The sequence below is a fragment of the Mesorhizobium calcicola genome (genome assembly GCF_042682105.1).
GTDB lineage: Bacteria > Pseudomonadota > Alphaproteobacteria > Rhizobiales > Rhizobiaceae > Mesorhizobium > Mesorhizobium calcicola.
In genome coordinates this window covers 305,831-322,733 of record NZ_JBHUGY010000027.1, presented here as the reverse complement: position 1 = coordinate 322,733, position 16,903 = coordinate 305,831, and the positions used below count along the sequence as shown (strand labels likewise).

The 16,903-nt window shown below is 59.9% G+C and carries 13 protein-coding genes and 2 pseudogenes; 10 read left to right on the top strand and 5 right to left on the bottom strand.

All coding sequences use genetic code 11. From position 1 onward, the window contains the following. The first annotated feature begins 773 nt into the window (after positions 1–773). The 4 genes from ACFSQT_RS18365 (at position 774) to ACFSQT_RS18350 (ending at position 6,824) form a co-directional block, all read left to right on the top strand. Complete coding sequence (locus ACFSQT_RS18365; RefSeq protein WP_023722599.1) at positions 774–1,442, top strand: vWA domain-containing protein; 669 nt, start codon at positions 774–776, stop codon at positions 1,440–1,442. After that, positions 1,442–2,239: a PP2C family serine/threonine-protein phosphatase gene (locus ACFSQT_RS18360; protein ID WP_379020899.1), complete on the top strand. Its 798-nt coding sequence runs from the start codon at positions 1,442–1,444 to the stop codon at positions 2,237–2,239. Before ACFSQT_RS18365 ends, ACFSQT_RS18360 begins: the two co-directional genes overlap by 1 nt. Further along, positions 2,236–4,161, top strand: coding sequence for a helix-hairpin-helix domain-containing protein (locus tag ACFSQT_RS18355; protein WP_379020897.1), 1,926 nt, complete (start codon positions 2,236–2,238; stop codon positions 4,159–4,161). The genes ACFSQT_RS18360 and ACFSQT_RS18355 overlap by 4 nt, the downstream gene beginning before the upstream one ends. Positions 4,162–4,361: 200 nt before the next feature. Then, positions 4,362–6,824: an AAA family ATPase gene (locus ACFSQT_RS18350; protein ID WP_379020895.1), complete on the top strand. Its 2,463-nt coding sequence runs from the start codon at positions 4,362–4,364 to the stop codon at positions 6,822–6,824. 645 nt (positions 6,825–7,469) lie between these two features. Here ACFSQT_RS18350 and ACFSQT_RS18345 read toward each other — a convergent pair. Next, positions 7,470–8,435 (bottom strand): LysR family transcriptional regulator, encoded by a 966-nt coding sequence (locus ACFSQT_RS18345; protein ID WP_379020893.1) that lies wholly within the window; start codon positions 8,433–8,435, stop codon positions 7,470–7,472. A 129-nt stretch (positions 8,436–8,564) separates the two neighbouring features. Here ACFSQT_RS18345 and ACFSQT_RS18340 point away from each other — a divergent pair. From ACFSQT_RS18340 to ACFSQT_RS18320, 5 genes and pseudogenes are all read left to right on the top strand, one after another. Continuing rightward, positions 8,565–9,235, top strand: a pseudogene (locus ACFSQT_RS18340) (alanine racemase); the annotation flags it as partial. Between the two features lie 15 nt (positions 9,236–9,250). Beyond that, positions 9,251–9,727, top strand: coding sequence for an alanine racemase C-terminal domain-containing protein (locus ACFSQT_RS18335; protein ID WP_379020959.1), 477 nt, complete (start codon positions 9,251–9,253; stop codon positions 9,725–9,727). Positions 9,728–9,805: 78 nt separating this feature from the next. Beyond that, on the top strand, positions 9,806–10,630 hold the full coding sequence (locus tag ACFSQT_RS18330) for an IS5 family transposase (protein ID WP_379020891.1): 825 nt from the start codon (positions 9,806–9,808) through the stop codon (positions 10,628–10,630). A 132-nt stretch (positions 10,631–10,762) separates the two neighbouring features. After that, complete coding sequence (locus ACFSQT_RS18325) at positions 10,763–11,575, top strand: ABC transporter ATP-binding protein (protein ID WP_379020889.1); 813 nt, start codon at positions 10,763–10,765, stop codon at positions 11,573–11,575. A 43-nt stretch (positions 11,576–11,618) separates the two neighbouring features. Continuing rightward, positions 11,619–12,212: pseudogene (locus ACFSQT_RS18320) on the top strand (transporter substrate-binding domain-containing protein); the annotation flags it as partial. On the opposite strand, the gene ACFSQT_RS18315 reads toward ACFSQT_RS18320, so the two are convergent. The 3 genes from ACFSQT_RS18315 to ACFSQT_RS18305 all read right to left on the bottom strand — a co-directional run bounded on the left by ACFSQT_RS18315 (position 12,175) and on the right by ACFSQT_RS18305 (position 15,194). Then, entirely contained in the window at positions 12,175–12,423 is a 249-nt protein-coding gene (locus tag ACFSQT_RS18315; protein WP_379020957.1) for a DUF4238 domain-containing protein, read from the bottom strand. The pseudogene ACFSQT_RS18320 and the gene ACFSQT_RS18315 sit on opposite strands and share 38 nt — an antisense overlap. Before the next feature lie 454 nt (positions 12,424–12,877). Next, positions 12,878–13,705 carry a DUF3800 domain-containing protein gene (locus ACFSQT_RS18310; RefSeq protein ID WP_379020887.1) on the bottom strand — a complete coding sequence of 276 codons (828 nt, stop codon included), beginning with the start codon at positions 13,703–13,705 and terminating at the stop codon, positions 12,878–12,880. 193 nt (positions 13,706–13,898) lie between these two features. Beyond that, complete coding sequence (locus ACFSQT_RS18305; protein ID WP_379020885.1) at positions 13,899–15,194, bottom strand: DUF2130 domain-containing protein; 1,296 nt, start codon at positions 15,192–15,194, stop codon at positions 13,899–13,901. 192 nt (positions 15,195–15,386) lie between these two features. Between ACFSQT_RS18305 and ACFSQT_RS18300 the strand changes: the two genes are divergently transcribed. Beyond that, positions 15,387–16,025, top strand: coding sequence for a poly-gamma-glutamate hydrolase family protein (locus ACFSQT_RS18300; RefSeq protein ID WP_379020883.1), 639 nt, complete (start codon positions 15,387–15,389; stop codon positions 16,023–16,025). A 34-nt stretch (positions 16,026–16,059) separates the two neighbouring features. Here ACFSQT_RS18300 and ACFSQT_RS18295 read toward each other — a convergent pair whose 3' ends face one another. Then, positions 16,060–16,692, bottom strand: coding sequence for a hypothetical protein (locus ACFSQT_RS18295; RefSeq protein ID WP_379020881.1), 633 nt, complete (start codon positions 16,690–16,692; stop codon positions 16,060–16,062). Positions 16,693–16,903 lie beyond the last annotated feature (211 nt).

Genomic DNA, 16,903 nt, shown 5'->3' with positions numbered 1-16,903 from the left:
CAGTCGCATATGCCGACCACGGGGTCTCTGACAGGATCGCCCGAAGCATGCTCCGAAACGGTGCCGTCATCTGATACAGCCGCTGGCGCGAGCGGTGCGGTCGAAGTCAGATCGACCGGCTTTGCCTCGCTGAGGTAGTCGCCATGGATCCATCCGATCCGTGCAGAGACCCTCACATTGTATCAGTCACCTTGTTGACCATTGGTCTGGACCAGGTCGCCCAGCGGAAGCGTGGTGATGATACGCGCCCCGGTTTCAGGCGCGACCCTGACACGGACGTTTTTGGTGGTGTACAGCCAGCGGACCAACGTGGTGGGGTTGGGCTCCTGGGCAGCCACCGCGTCGGGCTTTGCATAGGCGATCGAGCTCTTGTTCGGCTGTGCCTGAGGCGCCGCGGAGGTAGTTGCCGCGGGGACCGCTGGCGGGGCGGGGGGGGTGGCGATCTGGCGTCGATGCTCGACATGGCCCACCCGATAGCGCAGAAAACCGCGATGCCCCAGCCGATCCGTTGTTGGCTGACCATTTCACCCTCCCTGCACAATACAAAACAGAGCAGTGCGCGAAAGTCGAATCGACTTTTGGTGGCTAAATCTCAAGTCAATTGACAGCAGAAACCGAGCATCTGTAGATAGGGAAGGGGATTGAAAATTGGGGCGGGCAAGGGCATCGACGCGCTTTGCAATCCCGGTATCAATAATTTTTGGACGCTACCTGTCGAATGCCGGGAGCCCCGGGCTTGCGGGAAGCGATATTTCGGGGAAAAGGCGAGTAAAATGTCCAACCAGTTTGATCAGATACCGTTTGGGGCTGCAGAGTTCGCGGATAACCCCGAACCTCGCTGTCCATGCCTCCTTCTGCTCGACACGTCATATTCGATGAACGGAGCGCCGATCGACGCACTGAACCAGGGCCTTGTCGCCTTTAAGGACGAGCTCGCGGCCGACAGCCTGGCGATGAAACGCGTCGAGGTCGCGATCGTCACCTTCGGACCGGTCAATATCGTCGCGCCTTTCCAGACCGCTGACCTGTTTACGCCCAGCACGCTGGTGACCAGCGGCGACACCCCAATGGGTGCGGCGATCGAGCAAGGCCTAGAGATGTTGCGACGTCGCAAAGATGAATACCGCGCGAACGGCATCTCCTATTATCGCCCATGGGTCTTTCTTATGACGGACGGCGCACCCACGGACAGCATCGTTGCTGCCGAACACGCGGTCAAATCCGGCGAGGCAGCAAAGGCGTTTTCGTTCTTCGCCGTTGGCGTCGAGGGTGCCAACATGGACATCCTTGCCAAGCTCTCCACACGCCAGCCGCTGAAGCTAAGTGGCCTCAAATTCCGCGAGCTGTTCTCATGGCTCTCCGCATCGCTGTCAGGCGTCTCGCAGTCGCAGGTCGGACAGACCGTGGCGCTCCAATCTCCCGCAGGTTGGGCTGAGGTGTGATGTCTTGGCGCATAGCGTCGGCTAGCGCCATCGGCACTTCGCATGTCACGGCCGGCAAGCCCTGTCAGGATAATTCGGTCCATGCCCTGATCGAGGGCAGGGAAGGTCCAATCCTCGCGGCCGCTGTCTGCGACGGCGCTGGCAGTGCGGCGCACTCGGAGGTTGGGTCTTGGCTGGCCGGGCAGAACCTGCTGGAGCTCATTTTCGTGCACTTCACAGAGAACGGTGCGCTCGATCAGATCGACCGGCCAAAAGCGTTGGCGTGGGTGACCGAAATTGCCGAGCGCATCGCCGCTCATGCGCGCGCACTCGGTCATGAGGTGCGCGATTATGCATGCACGCTGCTGGTTGCCATCCTCGGCCCTACAAGCACTGTGTTCTTCCAGGTCGGCGACGGCGCAATGGTTGTTTCGCACGGCAGTGAAGACGGATGGTCCTACGTGTTCTGGCCGCAGCACGGCGAGTTTGCCAACACGACCAACTTCGTCACGTCGTCAAATGTCGCGGATGTCCTCGAATTCGAGTTCGCGCCACGGCGCATTGACGAGGTCGCGCTGTTCTCGGACGGTATCGAGAACCTCGTCTTGCACCAGGCTTCGCGCAGCGTCCATCAGCCTTTCTTCGATACGATGTTCCCGGCGGTCAGACGATCGGCAGTCGCGGGCGAGGACTCTACGCTGTCGGATGGACTGAAGGCTTATCTGCTTTCGCCGCAGATCTGCCAGAGGACCGATGATGACAAGTCGTTGATCCTGGCCACGAGATCGCCAGCTGAAGCGATGATGGCCGCAAAATGAATGCCAAGGTCCGCGAGGTGTTCACTCTGCGAGGGGAAGCCCTCAAGCTTGGCGAAATCGTCGGCCAGGGCGGCGAGGGCGCCGTCTACGACCTAACTGCACACAAGAACCATGTCGCCAAGATCTACCACCGGCCGCTCGACCAGCAGAGGATCGACAAGATCCGTGCGATGGGCAAGATCAAGACCGATTCACTCGAAAAGCTGACGGCCTGGCCGACGGGGCTGGTCTGCTCCAAGGACAGCAAGCCCATCGGGCTGATCATGCCGAAGATCAGCGGTCGCAAAAGCATCCATCAGCTCTACAGCCCCAAAAGCCGCAGAACCGACTTTCAGCGGGTCGATTGGCGATTTCTGACACGTGTAGCGGCAAACACCGCGAGAGCATTTGCGGCCGTTCACGATAACGCCTGCGTCATCGGCGATGTGAACCACGGCGGTGTGCTCGTGGCGCAGGACGCTACCGTGCGCCTGATCGACTGCGACAGCTTCCAGGTCTCCTATCTGGGACAGCAATATCTTTGCGAGGTGGGCATCGAGACCTTCACACCGCCGGAGCTGCAGGGCAGATCGTTTTCGGGCATCGTGAGGACGCCCAATCACGACAATTTCGGTTTGGCCGTGATGGCCTTCCTGTTGCTGTTCATGGGAAAACACCCCTTTGCCGGCCGCTACGCGGGAACCGGCGACATGCCGATTTCGAAGGCGATCGAGGAGCACCGCTTTCCCTACGGGGCGAACGCCGCCGCGGTTGGAATGGCGAGGCCTCCGAGTTCCCCCGAACTCGCCATCGTCGGCCCACGACTTGCAAAAATGTTTGAGGATGCCTTCTCGCAAAGGGGAACGTCGGCTGGCAGGCCCGTGGCCCGGGAATGGGTGGCTGCCCTGGCGGAACTTGAAGCGAACCTCAAGCAGTGCTCCGCCAATTCCAGCCACTGGTCACTTGGCTCATCGCCGTGCCCTTGGTGCAAAATGGAAGGCGCCACGGGCGTCCCGCTCTTCTCAACCGTTGTTCCCGCCGGCGGGGCTACGCTTTTCGATATCGCCGGATTCCAGCGGCAGGTGGACGCCATCCCGCACCCCGGGCCGGTGCCGACCGTCCTCGAAAAGAATGTGACACCAGATCCCAACGCCTTGAAGCTCAAGGGGCACGCGCGCCGCACCAATTTCCGGGCAGGAATAGCGGCCGCAGTGGTCGGCGTCGCTGGCTTAATGATGGCGCAGATCTGGGTGCTGGGCATCGCCATGGGGGTTTTTCTGGGGTTGAGAGGTTTCTTGAACAGGGACAGCGAGGCTGCGGAATACCGGCGCATCGCCGGCGAGGCCGCCACCCAGTGGAAAAACGCGCAAACCCCGTGGATGCAGAGGGCCGGGCCGGATGCCTTCGACAGGCAAAAAACGGTGCTCGCCGGGCTCAGGCGCGAATGGGACATCTTACCTTCCAAACGGGTAGCCAGGATCTCGGAGCTCGAGCGCAACCGCCGCCAGGCGCAACTGCACCGGTTCCTGGACAACTTTGAAATCTCATCGGCAAAGATCGAGAGCATCGGACCGGGCAAGAAACAGGTCCTGGAGTCGTATGGCGTCGAAACAGCGCTCGATGTCGAGAGGAACAAGCTCTACAGTGTGCCCGGATTCGGACCCAAAACCGCGCAGAAGTTGTTGAATTGGCGAAGGTCCGTCGAAGCCCGCTTTGTCTTCGATCCCTCACGCGCGATCGATCCACGCGATATCGCGCAGATTGACCAGGATATTCTCGGCGACCGCAAGCGGCTGCAGGGCGCCCTGGTTCTCGGTCTTGAGCAACTCAAGCAGACAAGGGCCCAGATTCTTGCCGCCCGTGAACACAGTCGCCCGGAAATCGAGCGATTGCGGTTGGCATTGGATCAGTCGTCGGCAAACGTTGCCGCGATTTCAGGTTGAGACGGCTAACGCTGGATCGCCAATCAGGCTCGCTCCGCGAAGACCTCAGCCCCAACTCGCGACCAGCGTTCGACGACGGCGGAACTGGGAGACATGAGAATCGGAGAAGAGTCTTGGACCGAGGGATCGCGTGTCCGAACTGCGTTGAACAAGAAGAGAACATCGGGCAGTCTGCGCCGATCTATTGGGGGGGACTAGGCATGCATCTTTCGACGGTCTTTGCGCGCTTCTATAAGTCGTTCAATTTTGACCGGATCCGCAAGGCAAAGCCGGGCGCTAAGGCGCGAGGTGAATGGGAGAATTTCCGCGGCCAGTGGTTTCCCTATGTGGAGGTGCGGATAGACGAGCGTCTGACCACAATCGTCGGCGCGAACGAGTCAGGCAAGAGTCACCTTCTGAGCGCTATCGAAAAGGCAGTTACCGGCGAGGGCTTCGCCCGCCGCGACCTCTGCCGCTACTGCGAATTCTTCGGGGTGACTGTAGACGAGGGGTGCTGGCCTCACCTTGGCGTGGCCTGGGTTGAGGTAACCCCAGCGGAGTGGGAGGCTATTAAGGAAGTGACCGGGGCGACCGAGCCTGCGGCTACCGAATTCATGATGTTCCGCGAAGGGCCCGACGATCTGACCATATGGATCCCTGCCGGTGACGAGTGGCTGGCCTATCCCCTCAAGGTCGTAGACGCGAAGGAGTTCACGGCGATTCTTCCGAGTCCCTATCGAATTCATTCGTCCGTTGCTTTGCCCGACAGCGTTCCGTTCAGTTGGCTCGTTTCGGGAAGTGCGACGGGAGAGCATTCCTCCCGTCGAGCGCGAGCGTCGCTGCTCGACGGGTTGAAGCCGCTCGCCAGTTTGATCGGCCCGGATCACACCTCGGTTCAAAGTAATGCATCCGGCATCTTCGCTATTCTGAAGCCGCTCGTCCAGGAACTTGGCCGCCCGCCGCAGGTCGATGAGGACGGTCGCTCGCTCGGCTTGGCACGCAGCCTTCTGCTGGATTTGGCACGGATCGACCCAGAGGCAATATCTGAACTCGCAGAGGCGATCGCCGACGGCCAAGAGGGATACGCGAATGCGCTGGTCGAGCGGATCAACGAGCAGCTCGAGCGATCGCTGAATTTCCGCCGCTGGTGGGTCCAGGACAGAGACTTCTCGCTGCGCGTGGCGCCGCGCGAGCACGACCTAGTCTTCACCATCCGCGACCGCACGGGGACGGAATACACGTTCGCGGAGCGCAGCAGCGGTCTGAAATACTTCCTATCATATCTAATCCAGTCTCAGACTCATCGACCGGGATCGCAGGAGCGAATCCTGCTCATGGACGAACCTGACACGTATCTGTCCGCCGAAGCGCAGCAGGACCTCATGCGTGTTCTGCGCGACTTAACGGACGATCAGCCGGATCGCCCGGCCATCCAGGTAGTCTACGTGACACACTCACCATTCCTGATCGACAAGAATCACGCGGAGCGCATCCGCGTTCTCGAGAAGGGGCGTGGACGCGATGGAACGCTGGTCGTCGATAATGCCGCCCAGAACCATTATGAGCCGCTGCGCTCCGCATTCGGTTCCTATGTCGGGGAGACCGCCTTCGTGGGGTCGGTTAACCTGCTAGTCGAGGGCATCACGGAGCAGGTGCTCTTGGCAGGAGCGTCGCGAGCCATCCGGAAGTTGGGTGCGCGCGAGAACGACTCCCTCGACCTGAATAGTATCGTGATCGTGCCGTGCGGGTCGGCGAGCCACGTGCCTTACATGGTCCACCTAGTGCGCGGGCGTGATGCGGAGAAGCCGCCGGTCGTCGTGCTGGTGGATTCCGATTCGGCCGGCGATGACGCGGTCAAGGCTCTGAAGCGCAAGCCACTGAGCAGCCTCTTGTCGTCAGACCTAGTCCTGCAGTTGGGAAAGATCGAGCAGGACGTCGAGGGCATCGCCGAGATCGAGGATCTGGTCCCAGCTTCGCTAGCTGCCGCCGCCGCGAACGTCTGCCTTCAGGAGCTCGCGATGTATCGAGCGGGCAAGCCGACGACGATTTCCGCCGGCGACCTCGAATGCGGCGCCCAGGTAGGCGGTCTCTTCAAGAGGCTCGAAGCCATGCTGGCCGAGAAGGATACGAGGATTGAAAAGCTGCCTTTCGCACGTGCCGTGGTCAGGCTGTGCGAGGAGCGGACCGCTGAACACTGCGATGCCATCGATCTGTATCTGGAGCGCATGCGTCGGGTCTTCATGGACTTGAACCGGCTGCGCCGCCGTGCGGAGGGTGAGGCGGGACGCGACCGGCTGAGCCATCTGGTCGACCGTGAACAGCAGCTGTTCGTTCGCGACCATCCCCGGACAGCAGCCAGGGAGGAGGTCTCGAACCTACTGGAGAAGGTTGAGGCGCTACTGGATGGTTCCGTAGAGGCGGACGCGATCCAGCGATTGATCCAGCAGATCCGCCGCGACCATCGGCTGGACGACGAGCCAGTTCGCCCGGTTGTGGAGATGGAAAAGCTTGTTCTGGCGCTGGCTGCCCTTAAGGATTCCCTCAGGATCGAGCGCCTCGCCGAGGCGGAGCGGAAGGCGCCGATACCAGCCGACGCTGCCCTGGCGGCCACTGCCGAGCAGGATGCGGAGATAACCGACGCAGCGGTCGAGCCGACGGTCGAAAGTCAGCAGCCGGCCGCCTGAGTCGTGCTGCACCTGTCTAACGGACGGCGCTGCCTTACGGCCGCCGCTTCTTCGGAAGGAGCCGAGCATAGAATTCGTCGTCACGGACGACGGCCGATAGAACATCAGCCGTCCCCTGTTTGAGATGCGGACGCGGCGGGTCGACAATTCCAGTGAAACGGATGAATTCTGAAGTCATGCAGCATATCGGCCGCTAGTCTAGAGTTACACGCAACTGACTTGCTTCCTGCGTGGCGGCATCCTCGACCTAGCGGCACGGCGCAGGACAGACGAGTGAAACACTCGCCCTGTTCGTCCGCTTTGGCTAAATTCGACCACCCCTCTACCAGAAAGCGCACAGGTGGCGGCGCGTGCAAGAGGGGCAGAGCGCTATGATCAATTTATCGCCGCTCTTGGCCGCCGCTTGTCGTGGGTGCGAAGCTGCGGACGGAAGTGTCAGAAGAAATTATTCACGCCAAATAAGTCTGAGCACACCTCTTCTTTGTGATTTAGCTGTGAAATGTATTGCGGAGAACGGAGAGCGGAAAACTCCTCAGTCGCGGAGCCTATGCAGATGAGCCGCGATTTTCGGGGCGACGCCTGGGTGGTGAACCGATCAACTATCAGAACCTCGCGTAGGATCGGTTCCATTTCGCAAACGCTCTCTCAGCCGGCGCGCGGAAACCCGGCTTCGGTATGTCCGTCTGCTAACAGCGCATTCATTCTCAATGATTGTTCACGTTTTATCACCTTCACGAATGTCTCCACAATCGCCGAGTGGTGCGAGATCTTATCACTGCTGCGGCGCCAAAATACCACGTAGTGGTAATTTGCTGAGGGTCGAAAAGGAACGATCCTCACATCAAACATCTGATATTGCTGCGCAATGAATTCGTTATCGATTGCGATGCCCATCCCGTGGGCCACAAAAGAAACGTCCAAGCCTATCGTGTCGGAGAAGATCTTGGCACTCCGCCCGTGCGCCAGTGAGCCTAGTTTGCTGGAAGTGTATTCTTTCTCTAGATCGATAAGCGGCTCGTCTGAGATGCCATCCAGAGTTATGACGTCTTTTCTGGCAAGGGGATGGTCAGGATGCAATACACAGACGCTTGTGCTATCTGCCACTATCTGCCACTCGAAAAAACGCCCGTCTAACGGCAGCCGGGATATTCCGATATCGGCCTCTCCGGTCACAATGCTTTGTGCTATCTCATCGTATCGCTGTGCCCTGAAATGAAACTCTAGAGATGGATCGAGATCGTTGAGCGCATCAATGATTTGCGGGATAAGCTTTAACGCGAATATATGAGGTGCGGCAATCGTTAGACGGCTTTGCTTAGAGCGGAAACTGTCGGTGATTTCCCTCTCAATCCGCCCTACTGTCTCGAAGTATCTGTCTAGCCGGTTGTAAAGCTCGATCGCGCGTGTGGTTGGGATAAGGCCACGGCGATCTCGCACGAACAGTTCCTCGCCCACAGTGTCTTCAAACAGTTTGAGATGCTGACTTACGGCCGACTGGGTGATGCCAAGTTCTTTGGCCGCTCGCCTTGTGGAACCGGTCCGTATGATCTCCCGAAAAATCTGGGCAGACCTGAATCCAGCCTTGCTGTTTCGACCCAAACTTTCTTCCATCGCGTTTGCCCCTAGCTCGATAGCTGCGGAGCCCTCCGCATCCGTTTGCCCGCTATATCAGTAAAGCTAATAGGGTGTCACAAAAACTTAATAAATTGACGGTTTTTTGAGTGCCTTCCATGGTCTGGTATGCAAATTCACGATCAAGCTTATTCTTCATCGCTGGGCTTAGCTGCCGGCTGGCAAAGTGCGGCCTTGCGAGATAGCTGGTACGAGATCGACCTCGGTGCGATCAGGCACAATTATCATCAACTCCGCGCGCAGCTGCCTACTAAGGTGAAAATTTTTGCGTGTTTGAAGCGCAATGGATATGGCTGTGGAGCGGGGCCTGTCGCCCGCGCCTTGGCGTCAGAGGGGGCTGACGGCTTCGCCGTGGCTACGTTATCGGACGCCATCGCCATTCGGGACTTGGGTATAGATCTGCCGGTTCTGCTCTATCCCGGACCTCTGCCGACGTCGTCGAAAACAATTGAATCGCTCGGACTCACTGTGACCGTCTCCAGCGTTGATGAACTGGAGTGTTGGCGTGCCGCCATGAATACCACGCGCATTTTCGTAAAGGCGGATCTCGGGTTCTTCAGAGCCGGGGCCACGCCGCAGGAAATGGGTCGACTTCTCGCGGCCGCGCACGCCTACAAAGACGTTGACGTACAGGGCTCTACGCCCATCTTAGCGAGCTACCAACATCGTCGGCTTCGGATGCGAGCGAGCAATTCGCCCGCCTCGAGCGGATTCTACAGGATGCCGAGGATTCCGGCACCCGCCCTCCTATCACCATGCTGTCGAGCACTGCAGGTGTGCTTCAGTACCCTGCGATGGATCTCGATGCCGTCGATCCCGGGGCCTTGTTCATCGGTCTTCCCGAGACAGATCGACCCGCGCGGCCTGTCACACTGCGGCCGGCGCTTAGGGCCATTTCGACATGCCTCGTTTCCGTCAAGCGGATCGATTATTCTCTCGGCCCAATGCCGGACCTACCCGGTTTTCGTTCGGGAATGACCATCGGTGTGCTGGGGATGGGGTGGGGCGACGGATTTCCGCGCCACCTTCCAGCGCAAGCGGAGGCGTTGGTGCGGGGGCACCGCGCACGCCTGCTTGGTCCCGCGCATCTCGAACACCTCCGCATTGATCTGACAGACGTCCCTGACGCGAGGTTTGGTGACCAGGTGCTCCTGCTTGGGCAGCAAGGAAACCAGACGATCACGCAGGACGAAATCGTCGCTCTATGGGGCACCGACGTAATTGGGCTTTATGCCCAGCTCCGGGACCACATCCCGCGCGTCTATGTCTAAGTGTCTGCTCCAAAAAGAAGTGAGTGATTTCAGCGGGTTGTGATTCTGTCGGATTGCTGAGATTCGACGGAGATCATGATGCCCTGGACCGAAACCACTCGCCCTCACTATGAACGGCGCTGCCCGCGCTACGCAAGCGACCTGACGGACGCGGAGTGGGCGCTGATCGAGCCGCTGATGCCGGCGCCGAACCGGATCGGCCGGCCCCGCAAGACGGACCTGCGCGAGGTTGTGAACGCGCTGCTTTACATGGCGTCGTCGGGCGGAGCATGGCGGCTTCTGCCGAAGGACTTCCCACCGTTCTCGACGGTGCAGAAATACTTCTGGCGCTGGCGGGACGAAGGATTGCTGCGCGCCGTCAACAATGAACTCGTCATGGCGGCGCGCGAACGGGAAGGCCGGGAAGCGAGCCCGTCCGCCGGCGTCATCGACAGTCAGTCGGTCAAGACCACCGAAAGCGGCGGAATACGAGGCTTCGACGCCGGCAAGAAGATCATGGGCCGCAAGCGCCACATCGTCGTCGACACGCTGGGCCTGCTGGTCGGCGTCGTCGTTCACGCCGCCGACATTCAAGACCGCGACGGCGCGCCGGCCGTCCTGAAATCCATCCTCAAGCGCTGGCCGTGGCTGCGCCATGTCTTCGCCGACGGCGGCTATGCAGGGCCGAAACTGCGGGGTGTCCTGCAAAAGATCGGCAAGTTCACGATGGAGATCATCAAGCGATCGGACAGCGCCAAAGGCTTCGAGATTCTGCCACGCCGATGGGTCGTTGAGCGGACCTTCGCATGGCTGGGTAGGTGCCGTAGGCTGGCCAAGGACTTCGAGCGATCCATCGAATCCGCACAGGCCTGGGTCCTCATCGCAAACATCCGCATGCTTACCCGACGGCTCGCAAGGGCCTGAAAACACGGCGGTCATTCCGATTCAGACACTAAGAAATTCGACGCAAAAAAGAGGACCTAGAATGAATGCGTTCAGAACAGAACTATTGCTCTTGCTCGTATCTTTTGTCTTCGGACATGGGAGCCGGTAGCAATGTCAGCAACAATTAGAACAATTCCTCGTCATACAGTGCCCGACGCAGCCGCCGAAGCGATCCACGTAGAGGACCTGCACAAGAAGTTTGGCTCGCTACATGTATTGAAGGGGGTTTCGCTATCTGCACGCGACGGGGATGTGGTGGCGGTCATCGGTGGCAGCGGCTCGGGCAAATCAACGCTACTTCGCTGTATCAACTGCCTGGAAAACCCGACCAGCGGTGTTATCAGGGTGAATGGCGAGGAAATACGCCTTAAGCCAGACGGCAGTGGAAGCACCGTTCCGGCGGACCGAAAGCAGATCGAACGCATACGTTCCAGGCTCGGCATGGTCTTTCAGAGCTTCAATCTCTGGAGCCACATGACCTTGATCGAAAACGTGATCGAGGTGCCGGTTCGTGTGCTTGGCCTCAAGCGAGAAGTAGCGATCGTTGAAGCCGAGAAGCTGCTCGCGAGAGTGGGGCTTCTGGAAAAGCGGGACGTCTACCCGGCATTTCTATCCGGCGGCCAGCAGCAGCGTGGCGCAATCGCCCGCGCGCTAGCGGTCCAGCCACGCGTCATGCTCTTTGACGAACCAACGTCATCACTCGATCCTGAACTCATCGGCGAGGTGTTGGGCGTCATTGGCGGTTTGGCCCGTGAAGGTCGCACCATGATCCTGGTCACGCATGAAATGAAATTTGCCCGCGAGGTCGCCACCCACGTGGTCTTTCTTCACGAGGGCCGCGTCGAGGAAGAAGGACCACCGAACGCAATATTCGGCTCTCCGAAATCGGAGAGGCTTCAACAGTTCATCCGCAGAGTAACTTAGCGGTTGAAACACCAAAGTGAACCACACGACTTATAGGGGAATCATAGTGAGCATACTTTCCAAAATTACGGTAGCAGCGGCAGTCTTTTGGGCATCTACTTTGATGGCGCAAGCTGACCAGATGAAGGTCGGAATCGCGGCAGAGCCCTATCCTCCATTCTCGTCCCTGGACGCCTCTGGAAAATGGGTCGGCTGGGAGATTGAAATCATTGATGCAATCTGCGCCGAGGCAAAACTCGACTGCGTCATCACTCCGGTGGCCTGGGACGGGATCATTCCTTCTCTGACGTCCAAGAAAATCGATGTCATCATGAGTTCGATGTCGATCACCGAGAAGCGCAAGAAGACGATCGATTTCTCCGACAAATACTATAGCGACAACGGGTACACAATTGCCGGTCCCAAGGGAGCCGCAATGGAACCTACGCCTGAAGGCCTCAAGGGCAAAATCCTCGGTGTTCAGGTCTCCAGCAACGCCGAAGTCTACGCCAGCAAGCACTTCAAAGACAGCTTGGCCGAGATCAAAACATACCAGACACAGGATGAGGCCAGCCAGGACCTGGTCGCCGGCAGGATCGACGCCATTCTGGCGAGCCCGCTTACCGTTGATCAATTTCTGAAGTCTGAACAGGGTAAGCTTGAAGCGCACGGACGGTCTCTGGCCAAACGGTCTCGATCGGATTCCAGAGGTCTTCGAATCTGTGGTTTTCTTGACCGCCACCGGGGAGTTTCTGAGAGTAATAGTAGTTCTCGTACCCAGTTGCCCTCGGCTCCTTCGGCAGCGGTGCCTCTGGCGCCTCGGCCCGATAGACTTGGACGCGGCCGCGGTCATCGGCGAAGCCTTCCATATAGGTGACCGAGATGAAGTGGTGTTTTCGGTTCGTCCGTCCCGCCCGATGCCCCACGATACAGGCCAGGTCGCCGAGCGGTACGGCTGGGAGCCGAGGCGCATAAACCCCGCTCTGGCCTATCTGATGGCCCGGGTCGTTGATCAGGTCGGCAGCGATACGCAGCGCGTCATCTTCGGTCGACCAATCCATGAGGGTGTTTCAAGGTTCGTCCGGCCTATGTCCCTGGATTCAGGGGCCGGGGAACGGCGCTGCACCCAAAGAAGAGGACTTGATAATATGAAGTGTCGATTAGACGAACCGTGCTATATGCAAGCGATAAGATAGAGCCCCCCCGACCAGAGGTTCACCCGGGGTGTTGACAAAGAGAGCGTCAATACCCATACTTTGGACGTGAGCATCGCTCCGGGGTTGGCGCCAGGCGCCAGCCGAACTTTTCAAAACGAAGGCCCGGCTAGTCCGGGTCTTTGTTTTTTATCCGTTCAAAGCAGCTGTATTTGATGCCGCAGGATGCCAGGTCCTCGGGCTGTAGGTGCGCGTCGTTGAGACGCTTGTGGTCCATCAGGGCCCGGTAGGGCCGGTAGGACGGGTCATAGCCGCCCTTGGCCATCGGATAGAGGTAGAGATCGGCGATCTGCAGCATCGGTGTGGCTTTGGTTCTGCCGCGCGGCTCCCCGCGCACGATGTCCCGGAACTCCTCGGCGGTTAACGACCCGTAACTGGCGGAGTTGGCACCGTCGAACGGCATCCCCTGCGTCTTCAGGATCCGCGTGTAGGCCACCAGGTCGCGGTCCTCGGCTTTGCCGGCGCGCTCGAAGAACACGCGCAGCTTGCGGTCCTGGCTGCGGGCATATTTGGCGGCGCGCTCGATCAGGATGCAGTAGGCCGTTTTGCACATAAACCACAGGCGGTCCTGATACCGGTCCCGGTAGCGGGCGACGTAGCCGGGTCGGTCGATCACCGCGGCGATGCCGATCACGGGCAGCGCAAGCAACATCCCTTGCAGATCTCCCAGGAACTCATAGGCGGCCTCCGGCTTCTTCAGCCAGCCGAAGTCGCCGCGTCCGCCCCGGATCGCCCAAGAGTGAAGCGGGTAGGTGATGCCGTGCTTTTGGCAGAAGGCCTTGTGGCGGGCGTAGAGCTCGTCGACGTCTTCCTCGTTGATGAGGATGCCGCCGAGGGCGAAATAATCCATTTCGTCCCGGCGCTTCTCTTTGGGCTCTCGGTCTGGCTCGCGGCTGCCGCTGTCGTCGAGGTAGAGGTGAATTTCGCGGTCTGTCACGGCTAGGCTTTCATATCCGCACCAGCTTGGCTCAAAAACCGGAGGCTGCATAGCAATCTGATGACCCGGCAGGGCGAGGGGGTTCAGCACCGCGGCTTCTTGGCGTTGCGTTCCGCCTTTGACGGATCATCCGTAACAAAGGGCAGCTTGCCCTCGCTCTCAAACCCGACATCCAGTTGCACATCCACCTTCCCTATTCGGAGATGGACGCGGATGCTTCTATGGCCAAGACCTCCAAGCCCGCGATCTCCTGCATCACCTTGCCGGCGATGCCCTGCAGATCACCGTACATTCCGACGGTCGACTCGATGACACCCTGGATCTGAGCGTCCCGCTTGGCCCACAGGCGGATTGTGGCTTTCCTTTCCTTGGCAAGGTCGTCCTGCATATCGGAGAATTTCTCGACGATCGCCTCGACCCGGTGGCGAAACCTGGGGCCAGTCAGATAGCCGTAGACCTGCTCCATCTTGGTGGCCTGGCCGTCTTGGGCGAGGCGGGAGTTGGCGAGCTCGATGAGGGACTGCCGGAGCATGATCGCGATCGGAATCGCGCATTTGGGATGGGCGATGTAGACGCCATCCACCAGATCGAACGTTTCGACCCCCGCAGGCAGCGCCTCGGAGATCATCAACGCGATGTCTGCCTTGGCGGCGCGCTGGTCTGTCCGCAGCTTGCCCAGCCAGCCCTGGCTCCAGTTCCTGGTGCGTTTTGATTCCCACAGGATCGCGCCGCACGGCTGGCCGGCCGGTCCCACCACGCGTTGCAGCACGTCACCACCGAACTCACCCTTGGCGACCGGTTCGATGATGTCCATCGGGAACCGGCGGGCGATCAGCGACTCCAACTCGAGCTCAAGGACCTCGCCCTGAAGCTGCTGAGATCCTTGCTCGGCGCGGCGCTTCAGCTCCTCGATCTGGCGCTGCATGCCGGCGATCTGTTCCTCTTTCTCGGCCACCTTCATCTTGAGGCCGTCTTCGGCTTCGGTCCTGGCCTTGACGCGGACGGCGTCCAACCCTTCCTGGATCCTCTTTTCGATGGTCAGCGCCATTTCGCGCTTTTCATCGTCGAGCGCCCGCTGCTGCTTCATAAATTCGGCCTGCTGCAACTGCGCCGCGGCGAGCTTTTCGTCCCGCGCCCTCAGCGTCGCCTCCATCTCGCCCAACCTCCTGTCCTTGTCCTCAAGGTCGGTCGAGACCAGAAGTTTTGCCTTGCGGGCCTCTTCGGCGGCGATGGCGGCACGCTCGAGCTTGAGTTTTTCGGCGACCTGGCTGTCGATGTCATCCCGGGCGGCGTCGATAGCCGCCTGCTTGCGTTGAACCTCCTCCTCCCTGGCCGTCATGGCGGCGTTGCTCTGCGCCAGTCGCCGTTCATATTCCTCGCGCGTCGCCGCAATCAGCGGCGCCGCGAGCGACTCGTTGAGCTTGATGTCGGTCTTGCAGCGCGGGCAGCTGATTGTCGGCTCATTGAGAGTCCTGGGCTGGACAGTCATCAGGCAGATCCTCTCAAGGGAACGTGGTGCAAAAGAACGCCTCAAAGTATACAGGATTGCAGGGCGGCCGGATAGAACGAAGAGTGAACTTGCCAGTTATCCCCCGGAGAGGTGACTTGACCGGAACTGAACCGGCCATTGGCCTTCTTCGTTGCGATCCGGAGGAGACAATAGATAGACAGGGAGCTAGCGATGAATCGATCTCCAGGCATTGTGCGGAAGACCAAAGACGGCGAGTACATGGCTTTCGCTGACCTGGCAGCCGAGAAGCTGCAGGGCGTCGACTACGATTTCCTGGTCTTGGATCGAGCTTCGAACGTAGCAATTGTCGCGCCGCATGGCGGCTGGATTGAGCATGGCACGTCTCAACTGGCCACCGCCGTCGCGGGAGATGATTTCTCGCTCTACCTGTTTGAAGGGCTCAAGCCGAAACGACCGCATCGCGAGCTGCATATACCATCCGAATATTTCGACGAAAATCAATGCGTCGGCTTGGTGAGCAAGGCCCAGATCGCGATCGGCATGCACGGCCGCGCGGACGGCGACGACCCGGAGACGATCTGGCTCGGCGGCCGGGGCAAGGAGTTGCGCGACGCCATTGCGCTGGCAGTTACGAGCGTGGGCTTCAAGGCCATCACGTCCGGCCATTGCCTTCCCGGCGAGCACCGGAACAACATATGCAACCGCGGAATATCCCGGGCGGGCGTGCAACTCGAGTTGCCAAAAACGCTCCGGGATGCGCTGGTCGCGGACCCCGAACGCCGCGCTCTATTTTCCGGCGCGGTCCGCAAGGCGATTTCGGGTCATCTCTGCAAAAATGGGACGGCTTGAGATCTGGGCGGCGGCCAGCCCTTCAGCACCACGATCACGGCTTCGGTCTGAACGCCCATACCGGAATCTTGTTCTGCCTGCCGATACATCGCTTGTTGAACAGAGCGATCCAAGCCAGTTGGACGTCCAGCAAACTGGCGACTGTCGAGACGGCGAGCGCATCGTCGATCGCCGCGGCGTCGCCGTGGATGAACGCGTTGCGCCGATGCTGAACGGTCTGGAGGTGGCGGGACACCTCGGGGTAGCCGATGTCGGCCAGATCGTCCCAGAAGGTCTTGCCCCAGCGGTCGCGGTAGACCCGGTTCAGCCTTTGCCCGATGTTGGGCGTCCGGCGAAGTTCCTTGTTCTCGGGATCGTCAGCGAAGGCGGCCTCGAAAAACCGCTCCATCAACACCTCAAAGGCCGTCCAGAACAGGATCACGAAGACCAGGCGTGGGAAAACGCGCCCAGACATCCCGTTCGTGGCGGTTAGCGCCCGCTCCCATTCGTTCCGCATCAAGTCGAGCAGCACGAAGATCGTGCAGGGAGCCGCCCCCGGCAAAGTGTACCGTGGGACGCCGTCGCGGCCGTTCAACTCGGGAAACGCGTCCGGCTGCATCTGACGATGGCAAACCGGACACGGGCGATGCACGTCCGTGTAACGCACGATGTCGTGGAAAGAGTTCATGCCACTCAACTTGCCCGCCAAGTTGGCAGGAATCTCTCGTCAGGCAGTTTAGAGGGCCTGCCAGTGTGGCAGTTGGCGAGAGCAATCTCTGGAGGTGCGCGTTGTTCAGGGTATCCCCAACGAGCCGGCGGGCAAAGTGTCGTTCGACCCGTCTCAGCGGCTGGCGCGGATCGTAATGCCGAAGCAGCCATCCACCTCCGAAGAGCGTCGA